This is a genomic window from Streptomyces sp. NPDC090741 (assembly GCF_044769045.1).
GTDB lineage: Bacteria > Actinomycetota > Actinomycetes > Streptomycetales > Streptomycetaceae > Streptomyces.
Map to the genome: position 1 here is coordinate 244033 of NZ_JBIVXF010000011.1, position 19246 is coordinate 263278.

General features: G+C 70.5%; 26 protein-coding genes. 1 reads left to right on the forward strand and 25 read right to left on the reverse strand.

Annotation, left to right across the window (positions count from 1 at the left end; all coding sequences use genetic code 11):
- Positions 1-10 precede the first annotated feature (10 nt).
- The 10 genes from ACIQU4_RS28575 to ACIQU4_RS28620 form a co-directional block, all read right to left on the reverse strand.
- On the reverse strand, positions 11-403 hold the full coding sequence (locus ACIQU4_RS28575) for a hypothetical protein (RefSeq protein ID WP_403736507.1): 393 nt from the start codon (positions 401-403) through the stop codon (positions 11-13).
- 118 nt (positions 404-521) lie between these two features.
- Positions 522-884, reverse strand: a complete 363-nt coding sequence (locus ACIQU4_RS28580; protein ID WP_403736510.1) for a hypothetical protein — start codon at positions 882-884, stop codon at positions 522-524.
- A gap of 47 nt (positions 885-931) precedes the next feature.
- A complete protein-coding gene (locus ACIQU4_RS28585) occupies positions 932-1288 on the reverse strand; it encodes a hypothetical protein (protein WP_403736512.1) in 357 nt (118 codons plus the stop codon).
- A gap of 61 nt (positions 1289-1349) precedes the next feature.
- Complete coding sequence (locus tag ACIQU4_RS28590; RefSeq protein WP_403736515.1) at positions 1350-1709, reverse strand: hypothetical protein; 360 nt, start codon at positions 1707-1709, stop codon at positions 1350-1352.
- 204 nt (positions 1710-1913) lie between these two features.
- Positions 1914-2429: a hypothetical protein gene (locus ACIQU4_RS28595; RefSeq protein WP_403736517.1), complete on the reverse strand. Its 516-nt coding sequence runs from the start codon at positions 2427-2429 to the stop codon at positions 1914-1916.
- A 240-nt stretch (positions 2430-2669) separates the two neighbouring features.
- Positions 2670-2939 (reverse strand): hypothetical protein, encoded by a 270-nt coding sequence (locus ACIQU4_RS28600; RefSeq protein WP_403736519.1) that lies wholly within the window; start codon positions 2937-2939, stop codon positions 2670-2672.
- A gap of 112 nt (positions 2940-3051) precedes the next feature.
- The gene (locus ACIQU4_RS28605) at positions 3052-4074 is read right to left on the reverse strand and encodes a DUF932 domain-containing protein (RefSeq protein ID WP_403736522.1); all 1023 of its coding nucleotides are present in this window, start codon (positions 4072-4074) and stop codon (positions 3052-3054) included.
- A 296-nt stretch (positions 4075-4370) separates the two neighbouring features.
- Positions 4371-5108: a hypothetical protein gene (locus tag ACIQU4_RS28610; protein ID WP_403736525.1), complete on the reverse strand. Its 738-nt coding sequence runs from the start codon at positions 5106-5108 to the stop codon at positions 4371-4373.
- Positions 5109-5162: 54 nt separating this feature from the next.
- Positions 5163-5999 (reverse strand): N-6 DNA methylase, encoded by an 837-nt coding sequence (locus ACIQU4_RS28615; RefSeq protein WP_403736527.1) that lies wholly within the window; start codon positions 5997-5999, stop codon positions 5163-5165.
- Between the two features lie 127 nt (positions 6000-6126).
- Positions 6127-6867: a hypothetical protein gene (locus tag ACIQU4_RS28620; protein ID WP_403736530.1), complete on the reverse strand. Its 741-nt coding sequence runs from the start codon at positions 6865-6867 to the stop codon at positions 6127-6129.
- 33 nt (positions 6868-6900) lie between these two features.
- Between ACIQU4_RS28620 and ACIQU4_RS28625 the strand changes: the two genes are divergently transcribed.
- Positions 6901-7200 carry a hypothetical protein gene (locus ACIQU4_RS28625; protein ID WP_403736532.1) on the forward strand — a complete coding sequence of 100 codons (300 nt, stop codon included), beginning with the start codon at positions 6901-6903 and terminating at the stop codon, positions 7198-7200.
- Between the two features lie 216 nt (positions 7201-7416).
- Here the strand turns inward: ACIQU4_RS28625 and ACIQU4_RS28630 are convergent, their stop codons facing one another.
- From ACIQU4_RS28630 to ACIQU4_RS28700, 15 genes are all read right to left on the reverse strand, one after another.
- Positions 7417-7863: a hypothetical protein gene (locus ACIQU4_RS28630; RefSeq protein WP_403736536.1), complete on the reverse strand. Its 447-nt coding sequence runs from the start codon at positions 7861-7863 to the stop codon at positions 7417-7419.
- Between the two features lie 145 nt (positions 7864-8008).
- On the reverse strand, positions 8009-9193 hold the full coding sequence (locus ACIQU4_RS28635; RefSeq protein ID WP_403736538.1) for a hypothetical protein: 1185 nt from the start codon (positions 9191-9193) through the stop codon (positions 8009-8011).
- 172 nt (positions 9194-9365) lie between these two features.
- Positions 9366-10151: a hypothetical protein gene (locus ACIQU4_RS28640; protein WP_403736541.1), complete on the reverse strand. Its 786-nt coding sequence runs from the start codon at positions 10149-10151 to the stop codon at positions 9366-9368.
- An 18-nt stretch (positions 10152-10169) separates the two neighbouring features.
- Complete coding sequence (locus tag ACIQU4_RS28645; protein ID WP_403736544.1) at positions 10170-10598, reverse strand: hypothetical protein; 429 nt, start codon at positions 10596-10598, stop codon at positions 10170-10172.
- On the reverse strand, positions 10595-11092 hold the full coding sequence (locus tag ACIQU4_RS28650; RefSeq protein WP_403736546.1) for a hypothetical protein: 498 nt from the start codon (positions 11090-11092) through the stop codon (positions 10595-10597). Before ACIQU4_RS28650 ends, ACIQU4_RS28645 begins: the two co-directional genes overlap by 4 nt.
- 111 nt (positions 11093-11203) lie before the next feature.
- Entirely contained in the window at positions 11204-11794 is a 591-nt protein-coding gene (locus tag ACIQU4_RS28655) for a hypothetical protein (protein ID WP_403736549.1), read from the reverse strand.
- A gap of 29 nt (positions 11795-11823) precedes the next feature.
- On the reverse strand, positions 11824-12852 hold the full coding sequence (locus ACIQU4_RS28660) for an ADP-ribosylglycohydrolase family protein (RefSeq protein ID WP_403736551.1): 1029 nt from the start codon (positions 12850-12852) through the stop codon (positions 11824-11826).
- Positions 12853-12999: 147 nt separating this feature from the next.
- Positions 13000-13377, reverse strand: a complete 378-nt coding sequence (locus ACIQU4_RS28665; RefSeq protein ID WP_403736554.1) for a hypothetical protein — start codon at positions 13375-13377, stop codon at positions 13000-13002.
- A 126-nt stretch (positions 13378-13503) separates the two neighbouring features.
- Complete coding sequence (locus ACIQU4_RS28670) at positions 13504-14688, reverse strand: RNA ligase (protein WP_403736557.1); 1185 nt, start codon at positions 14686-14688, stop codon at positions 13504-13506.
- A gap of 363 nt (positions 14689-15051) precedes the next feature.
- Positions 15052-15963, reverse strand: coding sequence for a hypothetical protein (locus ACIQU4_RS28675; protein ID WP_403736560.1), 912 nt, complete (start codon positions 15961-15963; stop codon positions 15052-15054).
- Positions 15964-16057: 94 nt separating this feature from the next.
- Entirely contained in the window at positions 16058-16549 is a 492-nt protein-coding gene (locus ACIQU4_RS28680) for a hypothetical protein (RefSeq protein ID WP_403736563.1), read from the reverse strand.
- A complete protein-coding gene (locus ACIQU4_RS28685; RefSeq protein ID WP_403736565.1) occupies positions 16546-17265 on the reverse strand; it encodes a hypothetical protein in 720 nt (239 codons plus the stop codon). Before ACIQU4_RS28685 ends, ACIQU4_RS28680 begins: the two co-directional genes overlap by 4 nt.
- On the reverse strand, positions 17238-17534 hold the full coding sequence (locus ACIQU4_RS28690; protein WP_403736567.1) for a hypothetical protein: 297 nt from the start codon (positions 17532-17534) through the stop codon (positions 17238-17240). Before ACIQU4_RS28690 ends, ACIQU4_RS28685 begins: the two co-directional genes overlap by 28 nt.
- Positions 17535-18327: 793 nt before the next feature.
- Complete coding sequence (locus tag ACIQU4_RS28695) at positions 18328-18759, reverse strand: hypothetical protein (protein WP_403736570.1); 432 nt, start codon at positions 18757-18759, stop codon at positions 18328-18330.
- Positions 18760-18821: 62 nt separating this feature from the next.
- Positions 18822-19067, reverse strand: a complete 246-nt coding sequence (locus tag ACIQU4_RS28700; protein WP_403736572.1) for a hypothetical protein — start codon at positions 19065-19067, stop codon at positions 18822-18824.
- Between the last annotated feature and the right edge of the window lie 179 nt (positions 19068-19246).

The following is a 19246-nucleotide window of genomic DNA, read 5'->3' on the forward strand; positions in this document are numbered from 1 at the left end:
GCCTGGGGCGTCACGCGGTGGCCACGGGGCGCAGCGCGTTCTGGATGGTCCGGAGCTGCCGCTCGGAGCTCTTCGCGCGCCGCCTCCAGTGGTCGCGGTCCTCGATGGCCCGGTCGCGCTCGCGGGCGGTGGACTTCAGCTCGGCGCCGATCTGCTCGGCGGAGGAGGCGAGCTGAAGCAGGTCACGCACGCTCATGTCGGCCGGGTCCGTCGGCTCGGCCGGGGGCGTGGGCTTGTGGACCTTCAGGTGCGGGCGGACACCTTCGAGCGTGTGGTGGGTGTACACGCAGTCCGCGTGCGCGCAGCCGAACATCTCGGTGCCGTCTTCGAGGAGGAGGAGCACGGTCTGCTTGAAGGTGACCGGCTTGTCGGGCGTGCTGATGCGGGCCTCGGCCGGCTGCACTTCCAGGACCTTCAGGCCGTTGACGATGGTCGCGGTGATGGGGCGTCTCCCTTGAACGGGGGCGGGGGCGGGGGCGGCGGGCCCGGGCGACTCGAGCCCGCCGGGTGGAGACGAAGCGTCAGGTGCGGGGGGTCAACGAACTCAGCGGGATGCCGTCGAGGTGGTCCGTGGCGTTGCGCCGGGCCTTCGCGAGGCGTGCGGCCGAGGCGGGTTCCAGGCGCAGGCTGGCGATGGTCTCGCCCTTGTGGCTCTTGCCGGTGCTCGTAACGGTGCCGATGAGGCCGTTGAGGTAGTTCGGGCGCATGTTGTGGATCTCGACGATGGATCCCTCCCGCACGAGGCTGCCCTGCACGGTCCACTGGACCTCCCGCCGCAGGCGGCGCAGCTCGCGGAGGACCTCGAGGTCCTGCGGGGTGGCGTGGTCGCGGATGAAGGTGGCGATATCGGTCGCGCGGACTTCGGTGAGCGTGGAGGTGGTCAAGCGGGTGCCCTTTCGTCGGCGGGAAGCGAGGTGGTGCGGAGGATCGGTCAGACCGAGAACACGCAGGCCAGCGGCACGGTCACCGGGTACGTTTCGGCGCCGTCGGGGATGCGGTCCATGAACTTGGACTGCCTCCTGAGGAGCCAGGTGGAGGCGGCGTCGAGGTTGACGGTGGCCTGCGGACTGCGCCCGGAGGTGTTCAGGCTGCGGATGGTGCCCTGCAGGTCGTTGAGGTACGCCGGCTTCAGGCTGCCGAGACGGACCTCGTCGCCGACGGCCAGCGCCTTCATGCGCTCCTGGTTGAAGGTGGCCTGGCGCTGCCGGGCCGCCTCTTCGAAGAGGTCGAGGTCACCGAGGCTGGCGCGGTTGGCGATGTAGTTGACGGCGTCGGGGAACGTGATCAAGAACTGTCCTTTGCGTCGAGGAATCCGAACGGGAACGAAGCCGGAGAGCAAGAAGCGCGGCTCAGCTGCTGGAGGCAGCAGGGTGCGAAGCGGGCAGGCGGCGGTGCCGCTCGGCCAGCGCCCGCACCCAGGCAGGGGCGGTCTGCCAGAAGTGATCGCCGGGGCCGACGAAGTACGACTGGTCGTGCAGCTGCGCACCGGGTGCGACCGCTGGCGCAGCCTTCGAACGGGGACCGCGCAGACGGATGCGCGAGAGCTCCCAGGGCGAGCCCTCTTCCGCGTGATACGTGAGGGCGGCGCGGCGGGGCAGGATCGGAGGCACGTCGGCGATACCGGAGTCCAACGGGGCGCCGTCGGCGTCGGTGAGCGAGTAGTGCAAGGTGCGCGTGCCGTGCTCGTGCGTGTAGGTGAGCTGGGTCAAGGGGGCCTTTCTGGGGCTCCGCTCGCGTGGCGGGGGCAAGGGGGCCGGTCCGCGCGTCCGTGCCGGCTGGCAGTCGGGTGGGAAGGAACGAGAGGGGAGCGCTGGCCATCGGCTGGGCGCCGCAGCCGTGGCGGCAGGGCAGGTAGAAGTACGGGGAATCGCGGGCCCGGCCCGCCAGATGGACGGCGCCGTTCTACACCGGCGTTACGCTGCGTCTCGCTCGTGCCGTCCGGACGGCGACGGCGTGCGGACCGTGGAGGCGAATTCGCGCAACCACTCCGGTCCGTCGGTGCGGAACTCGGTGGCGACCGTGAGGGGGTCGGTCTCCACGTGGTAGCGCTGGCGGCGGGAGCGTTCGGAGAGGCTCTCGTCGTCCTGGACGAGGCGACCGATGATGTCGATCGCGTCGATCTGCCAGGATCGGCCGTCGCGGCTGGTGTAGGTGACGATCGCGCTGGCCGGGCGCAGGGGCAGAGCGAGCTCGGTGTTGCCGGGCGACAGGTCGGGGGCGTCGAGGGTGTAGAGAGACGTGCACTCGGCGGACAAGCGGACGAGGGAGTAGATCGGGGCCGACGGGCTTCCTGCGGGTTCGAGCCGCTGGTAGGTCGTCTCGATGTCCGCCCACCCGTCTGCCTTGTAGCGCCAGCGGCCGACTGCGGTGGCCACGGTCTCGGCGCAGAGTTCCAGCTTGCCGATGAACCTGTTCCACGCGTCGTCCATCGCGTCGCCTTCGTCTTCACTCAGGCCGCCCAGCGATTCCTGGGCCGCCCGGCAGATGGCCGAGCTCAGTTCCCGGAACGAACCGGTGCGGGCTGTGCCGGAGGTGACTCCGGAGACGCTGGTGAAGGACCAACGGCCCGCCCAGGGGTGTGTATCGGGGTTCAGGGGGGTGTTTCTCCTGCTTCGGCGTGAACGGCCGGCGCCGCAACGGCCTGTAGACGGGAAGGGGTGTGGCTCTCTTCAGGGGCTGTCCGCGGTGAAGCAGGTGGAGCAGCGGGGGCGCGCCTCGTCGGGGAGCGGGGTGCCGGACTGCCAGGTGAGGCGGCGGCCGCACCGGGCCTGCGCAGCCTGGATGTGGCAGGGGAGCCGGAGCTCCGGAAAGGGGCTCCGGGGAGCTCCAGCCCATGAGTCGTACCGCCAGGGGGTGGCGGCGAGATGGAGGAGTCGGCCGCCATCGTGGTAGCTGACTCCGTGGCCGAACGATTCCGCGGCCGACGAAGCGAGGGTCAACGTGGGACTCCATTCGGCAGGCGGGCGGGTGGGCGGAGGCTGCCGCCACGCTCCGCGACTGGGCGAAGGCGGCCGGGGCGGCCGCCGGGGTGCTCCCGGCGGCCCGGACCCGTCAGGCCGCCAGAGCCAGCAGGTCGTACGCCTGCTGCTTCTCCTTGGTGGCCTTGCTGGAGGTGGTCAGGGTCCGCGTGGCGCGGGCCTCGGCGGCCTTGACTGCGTCCTTGCCCGCCGGGGCGTGGTGGTCGAGGTACTCGGTGATCGCGTTGTAGCCCGCCCACCGGGTGCCACGGATCGACGCCTGGGTCTCCGCGTTCTCGAAGAGGTTGCGCAGGGTGTTCATGCGCAGGCGGTGGTTCTCCACCATGCGCTTGCCCGGGTTCGGCTCAGTGAGCCCCCAGATCTGCTCGCAGACCTTCTCGAACGCGCCGAGGGTCAGAGTCTCGTTGATCATCTTCTCGGCCTCGCGCTCGAAGGCGTCGCGGTAGGCGAAGACGATGTCGAGGGCCTTGCGCGCCTCGGCGATCTTGCCCTTGGCGCCCACGGTGTGGCGGATGGAGTAGGACGCCTCGGCGTCCTTCAGGGCCATGGCCTGGGTGTTCGCGCACACGATGCGGGTCGGGCTGAGCAGCAGGCGGAAGGCGCTGTTGCCGTCGTGGCTGTTGAGACCGGAGAGGTAGAGGTCGTGGCGGTCGAACCCGCCGACCTGGACGCCCATGGGCAGCTTCATGGTCACGAAGACCTGCTTGCCGCCGTGGAGGGATCCGGCCGTCTCGAAGTTCGCGCCGGACTCGTCCACGAGGAGGTTGAGCATTTCGGCGTGGGCCTCGTTCTGAACGGGCTCGTACTTGCTGCCGACGGTGCCCAGACGCTCGGTGATGCCGGTCTTGGGGTTCGTGCGGACGGTGAAGAAGTCGTCCGGCGACTCGATGACGGTGAAGCCGTTCTCGGTGTACTCGGTGGCCCGGACGTCGCCGATCTTGCGGACGTTCCAGCCGGACAGATACGCCTTCTCCAGGGCTTCCTCGGCGGTCAGCGCGCCCCGGGTGACGGTGCCCAGCCGGTGCCAGGCGTCGACCCCGTTGGCGGAGACGAAGGAAGCGGTGCCATCAGCGTGAACCTCAAGAGCGTGAGACAAGAGCGACTCCTCGACTAGTCCTGCGGGGCGATTCCCTCGCCCCTCTCGACAGAACTAATATTACTCCTATGAGCTTGTTGTGTCAACTTTAATGTGTCGAGTGGTGAGGGGTCCGCCTTCTCAAGGCCGGTAGCGCGGCGCGCACATGACGATCGGAGGAGAGGGGCATCGCCTCAGACGACGAGCGGCCGGGATCACTTCGTGCCGCACTGAGGGAGGCACTGGTCGCCCCACGTCGCGCTCGGGTTGCCGTAACAGCCCGGTCCCCACGCGATGCAGTGAGGCCGCGGCCATTCTCAAGCCGTGCCGGCTGCGGTCTCTTCCCGCTCGCGCAGGGCCGCCAGCGGCAGCGGCCGGCACTTCCCACCCCGGCGGTCGCGCAGGATCGCGACGTCGCCGAGCTGTGCGCGCAGCCGCTCCTCCTGGAGTTCTGCCTCCGCGTAGCGCTCGGGCAGAGTGGCGAGCAGGTGGCGCCACTGGCGGATCCCCGCGCGCACGCAGGCCCCACCGCAGTTGTTGTGCGAGAACCCCAGTTCGTACAGGCGCGGCGGCCGGATCCCCAGGGCACGCACCTCGTCCAGGAGCGCGTCCTTGGTGGCGTCGGGGCCGTCGGCGAGCGGGAACTCGGTACGCCACGGCTGCCAGTTGCGGGCGATGGCCTGGCGGCGGCGCCGGTCGCGGTCGTTGGGCTCGATGCCCACGTAGGCGATGGTGTCCCCCGGCGGCGCGTGCTTCTCCATCCACTCTCGGCACGGCTTCTGCTTGAGGTGGAAGGTGCAGGGGGCGAGCCGGTCGTTGCCCAGGAACCGCTGGTCGGCGAAGACCTCCCAGGGCGTACGGCCGTCCCGGACCACCGTGAGCTCCACGCCCAGCAGGCCGGCCACGTCTTCGGAGAAGCGCCACAGATCGGGATCCTCGACTCGTGTGTCGGCGATCAGCAGAGTGATCTGCTCGCCCGGGTGACGCTCGGCGACACGCACTGCGGTCAGCGCGGAGCCGATGCCGCCGCTGAACTGGATGACGTGATGCGGCAAAACGGAAGCCCTTTCGTGCAGGTGTGGGAAGGGACGTGAAGCGCGGCGCGCAGGTCAAGCGGCGCTCTGGCTGCTCTCTCTGGCCGGCGGGCGTGGGGCGCTGACGCCGAGGTCCCCGAGAGTGCGCAGGACCCGCAGGTGCGCGGCGGCGGTGGCGGCACGGCCGACGAGACGGTCGCGGAGTTCGTCGAGCTCGGCCCGGTCCCCGAGGGAGCGTTCGTACAGGTCCGGCTGGCTGAGGGTGTTGCCGCAGGCGACGGTGGCCTTCGGGCCCAGGTCCCAGATCAGGAAGTTCACCGCGGCGCCGGCTGCCGCGACGGGGTCGAGCTCCTGCAGATGCCAGGTCCACCGCTGCGGGTCGACGTTGCGCTCTCGCAGGTGCTGGGCTGCTACCCGGAACATGCCTCCCGTACCGCCGGCGCATTCGTACAGCGAGCTCACGGTGGGCGGGTTGTCGCCGATGGCTATGCGGTTCATCGCCTCGGCGAGCTCGGGGGGAGTATGGAACTCGCCGAGCCAGGCGCGGTCCCCACGGTGGCGCAGAGCCGTGATCGTCCAGGACATCAGGTCCGTGTCGGACCGCATCGCAGGGTCGCTGGCGCCGGTGTGGAACAGGACCCCGTGTTTCAGCGCGGTCAGGGCCACGGCCCTGACCGCGTACAGCAGGTCTGGGGAGTGCTCGTCCTCGGCCCACCGCAGGATCGGCGCGGCGGTGCTGATCAGGTCCGGACGTCGGACCCAGTGCGCGGCCGTGGCCTCGCGGACGGTTCCCGGCCACGTGTCCGCGGGCTGGGCCGCGAAGAAGTCCGTCAGCAGCTGGGCGTGCCTGGCCCCGTCGGACTTGATGGGCCACAGAGCCAGGGCCGCGACGACGCCGGCGGGGATGTCCATGCGGCCGGAGCCGTACGTGCGGTGCCAGGTGTCGGCGATCGCCTCGCCGAAGGCACCCCCGCCGGAGCGGAGGGCGCGGAAGCGAGGCGGAGGCTGGGCGGCGCTGAACCGCTTCGGGGACGGGCTGTCAGGACGGTTCAGTCGGTGCCTCCCAGGTACGGGGCCGCGGGGACACCGCATCGGCGTACTGCGGCTGCTCGGCGGGTGCGGGGTCGATGAGGAGGCGGTGCCATGCCGCCTCGCGCCGGGCGCCCGGCAGCGCGGGCTGCGCACCGTCTGCCGCAGCCGGCGCGAGCGCGGCTACTTCGCCGGGCGCAGCGCGTTCAGCGGCACCGACCACCTCGCCGGGGATGATGCGGGTCGCGGACAGAGGACGCCGGGCCGGGGCGACGGCGCGCGGCATGATCCGGCCCTCGATGGGCCGCGACGGGTTGAGCAGGGCGAGGATCTCCAGCAGCAGGTCCTGGGGCACGCCCGTGAGACGGAGCTCCTCGGCCTCGGTGCCGCTGGAGCTCAACCGCACCCGGCCCGAGACCAGAGCCCGGCGGGAGCCGGGCACCGTGGGCAGGCTGGTGTACCAGTAGGAGGAGGTACGGGCGGCCCTGGTGTAGTCGGGCTCATGACCCGTAGCGTGGAGTGCCGGCAGCGCCTGCTCCATCTGCCGGTTCAGCGTCCGGCGATTCTGCTCGTCCAGCTTGTCCTGGCGCTGCTGGGCCAGGGCGACCTCGAGCGTGGTGAGGTAGTCCGGCAGCAGGTTCCGCGTGATGCGGCGCGCCATGTGGCCGGCCGCCGTACCGATGCCCACGTTGATGGGGTCCGCGCGGAATCCGCAGTATCCGTCTGGGTAGACCCCGCTGACGGTCAGCATCCGACCTGCGCTGCCCTTGAGGTGGGTCTTCTCGTGTCGCAGAGCCAGGTGCAGGCCGCGGGGGTGAAGCAGGTCGAAGCTGAGGTAGTAGTACCCGGGCTCGGTCTGGTGGGTCCATCCGCCGCCTTCGACACCCTCCTCGTTGAGGGCGGCGGTCAGGTGACGGCCGATCTCGTCGGCTTGCGCGTGGAGCGCCTCGCGCTCGAGTTCGGCTTTGCGGAAGTAGTCGAGGGATGCTTCCAGGGCAGCTCTCCTTTCCTGTGCCTGGGCGCGTGTTCGCCGTCGTGCAGGAACGTCATCCGGTTGCCCTCGATCCGGCAAAGCCGCGCGTAGGGCCAGGCCGTGAAGCTCTCCTCGTTCGTCGCGTCCGGGCGGATGGCCCGGACGCCGGTGGAGTTCATGCTGATCACCGTGCAGGGCCCGACCGGTGGGGGAGTCGGTGGTTCTCGACCTCGAAGTCGGTGCACTGCATGGCGCGGCGCTTGAACTCGGTGAGGCTCAGGGGCATGCGTCCTCCGATGGCAGATGGACGGGTGGCCGGAAGCCGGGTCAGGCCATGGATGCCGCGCGGTGGCGGCCCCGTCGATCCAGGAGCGGGAGCGGGAACCAGTCGGCGGGCTCGTAGAGCGGGGGGAGGAAGCTGGCGATCACGTGCGGGTTTGTCTCCACCGCGAACAGGTAGCTCTCTGCCTGCTCGAAGGCCCGGGTGTAGACGCTGCGCCGGACCTGGCGGCGTCGCCAGGCACGGCCGATGCCGGTCCTCGCGTCTGCCACGTACCGGGCAGCGATGCAGTGGTACAGAAAGCGGGCCGCGGTCAGGTGCCCGCGGCTGGCGCGGACCCGGTCGGCCGCGGGAAGGCTGAACTGGGCGGCCGCGACACCGGCCTGCTCCAGTGCGCGGGACACGGCAGCCCACGTCGCGCTCTCGTCGCGCTGGCGGCGCAGGGAAGGCCACGCCGTGGTGGTCGCGGTGGAGCGCGCGTGGGAAGAAGGCATGCGGTGTCCTCGGGGGGAGTCGCGGCAGGCGGAGGGGACGGCGGGCGCTCGCAGTCGGCGCGATCCTGGCTCGTCCCGGATCCGGCGGGATGACCCGCCGGAACGTGTTGACAATTAAAAGCATATATCAGGACGTGCCTGCGGGTCAACTTTTAATTGTCAGTTGGAGGGTGGGCTCCGCATCGGTGTACCGCGCCCACTTCTTCGCGAAGACGTCCTTCTCCTTGTCGGCGACGAACGCAGGCGCGCTGACCAGGAACTCCTCGGTCACCGGAAGGGCCTGCCCGCGCTCCCGCTTCCACGCGCGCACTGATCCGAACTGCTCCTCGTACTCCAGCCGGGCACCGATCCGCCCGCCCACCCGCTCCACGGTGCGGGCCAGGTCCGCGGGCTGGCCGGTGCGTAGCCGGCGGACCGAGCGCAGCCACTCGCCTGGGGCGGCGGGGTCGTTGGTGCTCGGCGGAAGCAGGCGGCGCAGGTGGTAGACGGCCCACGGGCACGAGGTCAGCTCCTGGGCGAACGCCTCCAGGACCGGACCGTCCTCGCTGCGCGCGGGGTCGAACTTGCTGTGCAGTGAATGGCGGCCGAACAGGCGCGCGTTGGGGTTCAGCCGCATGGCCGTGTACTCCAGGCGCAGCACTCGCCCGGCGATGTCGGGGAAGGCTCGCATCCGGTCCAGGTGCGCCGCCATCGCTCCCATGGAGACCGGAAAGCAGCAGAACGTGCAGTAGCTCTTCTTCCAGCGCACTCCGAGGCGGTCGAGGAGGAAGTCCTCGCACTTCTGCCGGCCCCAGCCCCACTCGATGAGCGGGTAGACGCCTGTGCGCAGCGGGTTCTTGTTCTCCCGGCGGTCACGCTCACTGCGACCGATCTCGTCGGCGTTGAAGCCGATCATCTGCCGGAACGGGCGGCCGCCCGTGGGCAGCTTCACCCATCGGTCACCCACGTCGGCCTTCGAGCGAATGCTGCACTTTCGGACTCCTCCCTGCTGGGGGACTGTCCCGGTGGCCTCCATCTCGTCCCACAGCGACCACCGGCCGCGGCGGATGAGACGCTCGGGGCTGCGGGAGTCGTCCAGGACGTCGATGCCGGCCGAGGCAGGCTGTCCGCCGCGGGCCAGCTGGACCAGCCGGACCCCGCGGTTCTTGAGCAGGGGAAGGATGTAGTGCTCGGCATCGGCATCGGAGTCGGGCCACTCGTCGCCGGTCGCCATGGTGATCACGCACGTTCGTTCGAGATCGACGCCGTGGGCTGCAGGGTCGTCGAGCATGGCCACCAGGTAGGCGGTGGAGTCCACACCGCGACCCCAGTTGATCACGTAGTCGACCAAGGGATCGCCCGCAGCCTCGTCGAACAGGCCCGGTATCGGGGTGAGCAGAGCAGGAATGAACGGCCTCCACGAAAATTACAAGGGGGAAGAAGCGGGCAGCCCTGCGAGACCGGCGCCGGCCCCGGCCGACGCAGCCCGGAAGGGACCGAGCTAAACCGAGCCGGGTGGCCCGTCAGGCGTGATGGGACGGCCGGGTCGCGGCCTCGGGGGTGAAGCTGTCGCACTCGACGAACCGGTGCTCTCCGTGCGGCCACTTGCACAGCACGCAGTACAGGTGCGCCTCGGTCCCCGGCGCGGTGCAGGTGGTGTCCCCGCAGGTGCCGCACTCCTTGCCCGCAGTTGCGGCGTCGTCGCCGTCCCGGGTGGGCCGGCACTCGGTGCTCCAGCAGGTGCAGCGGCGGCAGTCCGGGCAGGCCCGGCCACGCGGACAGCCGCACCGGCAGTCGAACGGTGCGCAGCCGGGCCGGTGGCCCGGGTGCAGTTGGATACGGCCCGGGGTCTGCATCGCAGGGGCGAGCAGGGCGCAGGTCTCGTCGAGCAGGTCCACGGCGAGGCGGGCGCGTTCGCCGGCCAGCTGCCGTCGGTGCTCGGGATCGGCCTCGGGGGCCGGACCGTCGAGCGGGACGGTGAACCGCGCTGTGAGCTCGGCGTGGCGCACGAGCAGGGCCCGCACGATGCGCGTCGGTGAGTGAGAGGGGCAGCCGTCGCGGACATCCTCGACCTCGGCCGCGCACGTGCGGCAGAACGTGCCCGCGAGGGGGTGGATGTGGACGTGGTGCAGGCGCGAAAGCTCCTCGATCAGCTCGCCGTTGCGCGCGGTGGCCTCGTCGAAGCGGTCCTTGAGCCGGGCGAGTTCGTCGGTGAGGAAGGCCAGGTCCCCCGCGGAGTTGTCGGCCGCGCGGGCCTGGATCTCAGCGAGCCGGACGGCTCGGTCGGACGTGGTCAGGGGGAGCTCCATCTCGGTTTCGGGGGAAGGTCACGCGGCATCGCCGCAGTTGCGGCGGTTGCGGCAGAACCCCTCGATCATGAGCATCTGGCCGCGGCACTTCTCCTCCCACTCGCATCGGCGCTCGTTGCGCACCCGGTCCAGGTCGCGGCTGATCGGGGTGAAGGGGGATCCGTGACAGCCGGGCCACCGGTTGCCGGTGACGGGGTCGAAGCGGTGGTTGCGCCACTTCGTCCAGCCCGCGCGGTGCTTCGGACACATGTCCTGCGGCGGGCGCACGGAGAACCGCTGGTCGGGCGGGAACAGGTTGTTCGTGCCCCAGTAGCGGTTGCGGCGCCAGTCGGTGCCCTCCCACCGCTGCCACTGCGCCTTGATGTCCTCGGGGACCTCGACGCCGAGGAAGGTCTCGGGCGCCTCGGTCAGAAGCTGTTCGGGCTGGCCCCAGCGAATTGCGGTCATGATCCTCCAAGGCGGTAAGGGGGAAAGAACGGTGTCCGGCGGGCAGGCGGTCGCGGGACCCAGACCGGGACGTTGTTGCTGCATTGCGGTGAGCGGCCGGAGAGACAGACCGCCTCAACCTGCTGCATCTGCTCGGCCGCCTTGCGGTCCCAGTCACAGCGGCGCGGCTCGCTCTCACAGTTCAGATCGCGGTCGACTGGCCGGAACGGCGATCCCGGAAAGCCCGGCCAGCAGTGGCCGGTTCGCGGGTTGTACATCCGGTCGCGCTCGGCGATCCACTGCTGGTGGTGCACGCGGCACATCCCCGCGGGCGGGCGCACGGAGAACGGCTGGTCGGGCGGATAGATGTCGTTGGCGGCCATGTGGCGCATGCGGCGCCAGTGAGCTGCTTCCCAGCGGTGCCACTGGGCCTTGATGTCGTCGGGGACCGCGGTCCCGAGGTAGGTCGTCGGGGATGAGGCCCGGTCCTGCTGCTGTGCCGGGGGCGTGGGCATCGTCCTCCTGGTAGGTGGGGGGCACGGAACCGGCCGGCCGATTGGTCGACCGGTCCGGAGCGGCTGCCGCGGTCGCGGCCGGTCGGCAGGCCGTGCGGTGACGTCGACGCGTCAGGGAATGAGAGTGTCCGGGGAGCCGAGGAGGCGCTCGACCTGGTCCAGGCGGGGGTCGGTGCTCGGCATCGTCCACCGGGCCTTCGTCCCGTCGGCCAGCGTCAGTTCGATCGAAGCGGTCCCGCCGGCCTTCCGCCCAGGCGCCGCGTGCACGCCCGGCCGGGCCGCAAGCCCGCCCGTGCTGCTCCGGGGCATGTCCATGGCCTGGTCGAACGCATTCCGGGCGTCGGGGTAGGGCAGCTGCGCGCACATCCGGTCCCAGACGTCCGGGAACAGACCGCCGATCCCCTGCTCGGGGTCATCCAGGACCTCGCGGAGTTCACCGGGTTCCGTCGGCACCAGCGGAAGGTGCTGGTGCTGCCAGTCGTACGGGTAAACGGTGGCGGTGCAGCCGTAGGCGTCCGGGCGCGTGCTGTGCGTCTGCCGGGCGAGGAAGTCCTGGATCCGGTCGGCCAGGGCGAGGTCGTCGATGGGCCCGATGCGGGTCTCGGTACCGCCGGCACGTACGACGCGGACAGCGAAGCTGCCGGTCGGGCTCGGCCGCGTGGGGTCGATGGACGGGTGGCGGGGCGGGTGGGAAACGGGCACGGCGCTCCTGTGCAGGTAGTGGGGCGGGCTCAGTGGTCCCAGCTGGTGGCGAGGGTGATCAGCTCGTTGCGGTACTCGATGCGCCCTGACCAGGCGGCCGGCCATGCGGCGAGGCCGTGGTGGGCGCCGGCGAACGCACCGGTCAGGCAGGCGATGGAGTCCGAGTCGCCCGAGGAGCAGGCTGCGCGGCGCAGCGCGGTGAGCGGCTGGTCGGGGAAGAGGAGGAAGCACAGCAGGCCGGTGGCCAGGGCCTCCTCGGCGATCCAGCCTTCGCCGGTGGCCAGGCAGGGGTCGGCATCGGGCCGCGGGCTGGCAAGGGCTGTGTCGAGACGGTCGAGTACGGCGAGGACCTCGTCCCAGCCGCGGGCGATGAACCCGGAAGGAGTCCGGGCCGGCCCGCGCGTCCACAGCTCGCCGAGCCATTGCTCGTGATACCGGGTTCGGTTCGAGAGCGCGTACTGCCGCAGCAGGCCCGGCAGGCGGGCCGGCTCGGTGCCGCCGGCGAGCAGGTGCACCGCGTGGGCGGTCAAGTCGGACGCAGCCAGCGCCGTGGGGTGGCCGTGGGTGAGCGCGGCCTGCAACTGCGCGGCCCCGGCGCGCTCCTCGGCGTCGAGCCCGGGGGCGAGGCCGACCGGGGCGACGCGCATGTTTGCGCCGCAGCCCTTGGAACCGGCCTGGGTGGCCGACAGCCATGGTGTCCCCGACTTCAGCAGGGCACATGCCTGCAGGCATGTGATGCCCGGAGCCCGGTCGTTGTCCGGAGAGTCGTACCAGCGCACGAACTCCAAGGCCAGCGCCCGCGCAAGAAGCGCGGGGCTGAGCCAGCCGTGCCCCTGCGCGGCGGTCAGCGCGCGGCCGACGGCCAGGGCCATCTGTGTGTCGTCGCTGACGAGCGCCGGAGAGGCCAGGGACATCTGCTCCCAGGGTCCGTGACCGGCCAGGATCGTTGTTACGTCGTCGAACTCGGTGGGGTAGCCCAGCGCATCGCCCAGAGCCAGGCCGACAAGGGTGCCAGCCGCCGGGTACAGCGCGGGGCGGGGAACGGAGGTCGGGGGCATGAAGGTCCTTCAAGGGAGTCGGGAGTTCTCGGCGCCGCTCTGCTGGAGCGTCCGGCCGTGGCGCGTACGCGCCGGCCGTTTCGGGATGCGGCGGAACGCTGGCCGGGCGGCGGCAGCCGGCCGCCGCACAGGGGCGGCCAGCTGCCGCTACGGGGCTTCCGCGGGGGGCGGGTCTGCGGGGCGCTGGACGCTGCCGGGCTCGAGCGGCAAGTACTCGCTATGGCCGATGGCGACGTGGGTCACGCGCCAGTCGCCGGTTTCCTCGGCGAGCAGCTGGTCGCCGCGGTAGCGCCGGTGCCAGGCGAAGTTCCACCGCACGAACACGCTGGGCTCCTCGCCGTCCTCGCCCTCTAGGGGGTCGATCTCGACGTCGCCGACTTCGCCGACCTGGTACTCGGTGTACGGGCCGGGCTTGAAGCGGTCCTGGATCAGCATGCCGGGCTTGAGGTCGCGGGCCTTGACGTACGGAAGGCCGGTGGCCTCGCAGGCCGCGCAGACGCTGTTGGCGGTGTGGTGGTGGGGCAAGAAGGGCCGGCCTTTCCGAGACGGTGGAGATTCAGGGCCAGATGGGAGGGGCCGGGCGGGTGCCGCCCGGCCGCCGACGTCGGGGAGTTGAGTCGGCGGCCGAGCGGTGACAGGCCCGCGGCAGGCTCAGGCGTGAGCCGAGCGGGGCTGGATGCCGTTCCAGAGGTGCAGGGGAATGTCCGCGCCGTCGCGCAGCAGGAACAGGGCACTGCGGATGAGCGGCGCGTAGGCGCGGGCAGCGGTGGCGAAGGCTTCGCGATCGCCGACGAGGTGACGATGACGCTCGAACGTCTCCTTGATCACCTCGGTGGTCTCATCGAACTCGGCCTCCAGGCGCACGACTACATCGCGCACCCACGCGTCGAACTCGTCCGGCACACCGGCCAGCAGGACCTCCAGAGGGCCTGACGCGGTTGCGGCCAGACGGTTTACCTCCGACTCCGAGCAGCGCACCGCCCGGGCGACGGCCTTGGCGGGCTGGGCATGGAACTTCTCCACGCCCAGGTGCCGCCACACCGTCCGCTCGGTGGTGCCGCTGACCGTGCGGTGCATCAGCACGTACTCCGTGAGCTTGGCCTTGGCCCGCATTCCGGAGTTGAACCGCAGTACGTAGCCCTCGGCGTCCAGGCCCGAGGCCGGGGTGCCATCGGCGCTCTGGTTGGCCTCGGTGTTCGCGATCAGCTCGGCGAGCTCCATCGCGGGCCAGGAGCGCACCACCGACCCGACGCCCTTCCAGTGACCGGCCGCAGTGTCCAGGTCCAGCTCGGCGCCGTCGGAGTCGAAGGCGGCCAGCAGAACGAGGTCGGTGCGGCCGCGGTAGTCCACCACGACCCGGTTGCCGGGGAAGACGATCTCCGCCAGGTACGTCGTACCCGGCCGCAGACCGGTGGTGTCCCCGGCGTCGAGCCACCGCTGCGCCCACTGCGCCTCGCGGGAGTTGAAGGCGCACTTCGTCGCCGCGTGCCAGCGGCCGCCGAAGAAGAAGAAGACGATGCCGAGCGAGCCGTCGACCTTGTCGTAGAGGCGGAAGGGCTCGTCCGGGAGGGGCGGGGCGTAGGACCGGCCGAGGTCGTGCTCGGCGGTGTTGAAGAACTTCTCGAAGGGCCAGGCGACAACAGAGCCGGTGCGCTCGTCGACGATCAGGCCGCGGCACCGGGTGGTCACCGCGGTCCACGCCGAGGAGTACTGGCAGGCGCGGGTGTAGCTGTAGAGCGCCAGCGGCAGGTCGGGGTGCTCGGTGCGGACAACGTGCCCGGCAGTGATCGCATCCTGCACGTCGCCGGGCGCGAACAGGGTGTCGAGCAGCGTCACATGAGCCTCCGTGGCAGGGATGCGCGGCAGCGCGGGAGTGGGGCCCGCCGCCCCGCGCACGCCAGGGGGATGGGGGTGCGTACGTCGGGACGGCGGTCATCGACCGGCGCAACCGGTCGGAATGTGCTGCTTCTCCGCGCGAGGCGGGGCGGCTGCCAGTGGGACCGATTCCCGCTGACACATAAAAGTATATATGAAGGTGGCCGATTATTCAAACTTTTATGTGTCGCGATGCTGGGTGCCGCCAGGGGTCCCCGCGTGCCGGCCTCTCGGAAACGGCAGTCGCCCCGCCTCCGGCGGTCAGGCCGGTGGCGGGGCGACAAGGGCCCGCGAGAGGTGCGTTGAACGCGGCAGACGGTGAGGTCAGGAGCCTTGCACCAGCGAGCCGGTACGTGCCAGCCAGGCGCGGACATCCGCGACGCTGCGAAGGCCGTCGTCACCCTTGGCGGGGAACGGGTCGGCGCATCCGGCCGGGTATCGCCGCGCATACCCATCAAGGCTCCGCTCCGAGATGCCGACCTCGCGCGCCAGGGCAGCCGGCCCCAGGTGCTCCGCCAGCGGCGCCGGAGCCACCGGGGCAGCCAGCAGGCGCGCCACATCCTTCGGCCCGGAAAGGCCGAGCACCTCCGCCGCCCACTCAGCAGGCACGCGGCGTCGGGCCGCCTTGGCCACGCGAACGCGCTCCAGGACGTCGCGCTGCGCCACGGTCAGGCCGTGCTCGTCGTGGCCGAGGCTCTCGTCGTCCTTGTCCACCTCGTACACAGCCAGCAGCCACTTCTGCAGATCTTCCCAGGATGTGTCGCCCTGGGGCAGGGGGTCGTCCCGGCGCAGCAGCCAGGACCGCACAGCCGGCCAAGACCGCACGGACTGTCGGCCCCGCTCCGTGTACGGCGGGAAGGGGTCCGCGCTTCCCTCGGGGGCCGTCTTCGCGTAATGGGTTACGGCCGCGCGGTTGACCCCCAGCACGCTGGTCAGGTCGACAACGGTCACGACTCGGCCGGGGCGGGCGCTGCGCACCTGTCCGGTGAGGTTGCGCGGCCCAGGCCGGCGCTCCTGGAGGAGATTCTCGTGTTCGAGAAGCCAGACGAGAACCGCGTCCCGCTCGCGAACACCAGACCGCTCTCGCTTCCCCACGACGGGCGGGAAGTCCTCATAGGCGTTGATCCAGTTCTGCACGCCGGTGACCTTGCGGAAGGTCGCGCCGGCGATCTCTTCGCGCGTGATCCGGTCGGGGAGTGCGGCGAACCTCTCCTTGAGGGCCTTGTGGGTGGTCATCGTGCTCCAGGGGTGAGTGTTGCGGCGAGGGTGCAGACGTCATTACAACAAGACTAATTTACACCTATACGCTCGACCTGTCCAGTCGAGAACCTCAGAGGGACCCGTCCGGCGCGCACTCGCAGGCCAAGGCGACGTTGCAGAACCCGTCGTCGCATGCGGGCTCGGCTACGGCAGCCCTCGCTCCGATCCAACTCTCCGGCGCGCCGGGGGCGTCCGGGTTCGCGGCGTCCTGCGGGTCTCCGTTGAGCCAGGCCCACAAGTCGCCCACGAGCGCGTGCAGGTCACCGGTCGGCGCCTGGACGTAGAACTCGGAGTTGCCGCCGAAGCCGAAGGCGTCGCACATCTCCCACACGCACATGAGGCTCAGACCGCAGGTCTCCTCGATGCGGCTGAACACGCGGTTGACGTCCTCCGGGGTGTAGCCGTCCTGCATGACGCCGCGAAGGTCGTCCAAGCTCTTCAGGTCCTGGGGCATCGCATGGCCTCTCCAGCCGGCCAGCCGGCACTTGGTCTCGTAGTGGTTCTCGCCATGGCCGCGTGCGACGGCGTGCGCCACCGGGTCGGCCAGCATCCGCTGGGTCACCGGCCCAGGGCGGCGGCGACGGCGTCGACGCAGGCCCGGGTGTCGCGGTCGAAGCCTCCGAGCGGCGTGTGCGGGTACTCGTGCGAGGTGTAGAGGGGATAGACGCCGGCGTCCGTGACGAGACGGGCCCGCCAGCCTCCGTGGAAGCGAACCGCGTGCTCGATGTTGTTGCGGTAGTCCACCAGGACGTAGCGGCCGCCCAGGTCCGGCTCGAAGTGCCCGGCGATGACGCTGGTGGCGCGGCCCAGCTTCGGGGAATGGCCGATGCACTCCGGAACGCGGGCCTCGCGGAGCAGCTGCCGCAGGAGCCGGTCGGCACGGCAATCACAGCGCTCGAGGAGACAGTCCTGCGCGGACACCCATGCGTGGAGTTCGCCGAGGCCGTGGGCGAGGGCGATCATCTCGTTCTTGCCGCGCTCCCACAGAGCGTCGTCGGGACCGTCGGGCATGTCGAGGAGGGCGTACGTGGAGTGCGCGTCACCGGTGAGGCGTCCCAGCTGGATACGGAGCCGGGCGAAGCAGGCGGGCAGGTCGCCGACGGCGAGCTCGGCGAGCGGCCCGACGCGGTGGTCGAGCCGGCGGGCGGCGGCAGCCGCGGTATCGGCAGAGGTGATGGTCAGCGGTGTCTCCAGGCGTGGCTCGGTGAGAGGGCGGGGGGCTACCGGCGGCGCACGGCACGGCGCGCGCCCTAGCTGGCTTCGGGTAGGGGCGCCCACTGGGGGACGCAGGACTGCAACTCGCACTCCATGCGCGCGGCAGGCTTCTTCTCGTAGATGCGGGTCCAGATGGTGCGGCGGGACTCGACCTTGCCGGGCGCGTCGTACGGGCCCTCGTACCAGGTGAGAGTCATGCCCTCACGCGTCAACGACTTGTTCTTGCGGCCGTAGGTCCGCTGATCGGTCGCGAGGGTGACCTCGTCGGTGTACGTCGCGGTGATGACGGCGCGGTAGAGCAACGAGTCCGGCCCTCCGATAGTGCGGGCCATCGGCGGCTCCTCATTGGTGTCGGGCAGGTGTGGGTCTGGTAGGTGCGCGGCCGACCTCAGAGCGCCGGAGTGCCTGCGCGACGACTCGGGCGCGATGGGGTCAGCGGGCGGATTTGCTTCAGATGCGCGTGGAGGTGCTGCTTGTCTGCTCGACGACGCGAGTGGCACGCGCTCGGCGGGCACGCATCCGCTCCAAGATCAGTGCAGAGGTGGGCTGGATCCAGGTGTGCCATCCCACAGGGGGCTTCCACCTGCTCGCATGCTCTCGCTCCTCGATCCCACATACAGCGCAGGAGTTGGGCGACGGGATGCGCCCGCTGCCCTGTGAAGGCGTCCTGCTCTGGGGGACGACGGGCCTATGATCGGCCACTGGCTGGGCTCCGGTTCTGGCAGGTCGGGGGCTCACGGGGCGACCGGCCGGGTGACGGACGGAGCGGCGGGAAGGCCGCGCCGCACGGGTCTGAGTCCGGCGAGGGGTACTCAGGTCAGGAAGCGGCGAACACTGTGTCGCCGTTGATGACCACCTCGATGGGCACCGTGCTGGATGAGCTGAGCAGGCTGTCGGGGATCTCACCGGTGTCCAGATGGATGGAGATGCACAACCCCGAGCCGGGCTTCCAGTAGGAGTAGGTATGGGCGCCGCCGTTGTTTACACAGGGCAGAGTGCCGTCCTCGTCGGGGTCGAGGGGGTAGAACTTCGCTGCCGCGTTGAGCTCAGCGGCCTGCTGCTTGCTGATCGAGGTGTGCCTCCTGGGGCTGGTTCGGTTGATAAGGGTCCGTGCGGATGAGGCACTCAGGAGCTCTGGAGGTCCCCCGGTTCCCAGATGAAGGACTCGCCCATCCAGTCGTCTTCGGGTATCAGGTGCCTCGGTACGACGATGACGAGGTCGTCGGCGCGCAGGCGGTAGTTGGTGCCGTCGATGGCGACCTTCTTGCGCCACTTGCGCAGGCGGGGGGTGGAGGAGTAGCCGATGGGGAGGTAGGTGCTGTAGCGGAGTCCGCTTCCGGAGGGGGAGGGCTGCTGGCAGGTGCCGAGGTACCAGTCGCCGGGGCGGACGTCGGCGGCGCGGACGATGCGTACCGCGTCCGGGCCGACTCCCTCGGGGAGGTGCTGGTTGGGCTGGCCGGTCTTCGTCTTCGGGGAGTTGTCCACGATGACGGGATGGAACTCGGCGTGGGCGATGGCCACGGATGCCTCCTTGGTGCTGAAGAACCGTCTCAACATGAAAACTAGTTTATACCTAATCGCATCCGATATCAACTTATGTATGTCGTGCGGTGACCCGTCTACGTTGTGAGGGCCGCGTGCATTGCTGCGTCGATGTCGTCGGCCATGTCGCGACGAGCGCTGTACCCGGCATCGATTGCGTCCCGAGGGAGGGTGCCGTCGATGCCGTAGCTCGTCACGTCCGGGCCGTCAGCGTGCGCGGAGGACGTCTCCGCGAGAGCGGCCCGGATGGCGGCGCGAAGCTGGTCGGGAGTGGCTGCGGCGATGAACTGGTCGATCTGGCAGCGGCGGGCGACGTAGTCCAAGTGGTCTCTCCGAATCAGTGGATTTGCTGGGTCTGGTCGCGGTTGGTGGCGGGGGGCTGCCGGCCGGGCGCCTTGGGCCTGGGTGGGTTCTATGCGTCGCGTGCTGCTTCCCATGCGCAGTCGCCGTCGCAGACCCAGACGTCGAGCCAGCCGTCCTCGCCGAGCGCCCGCCCCGTGGG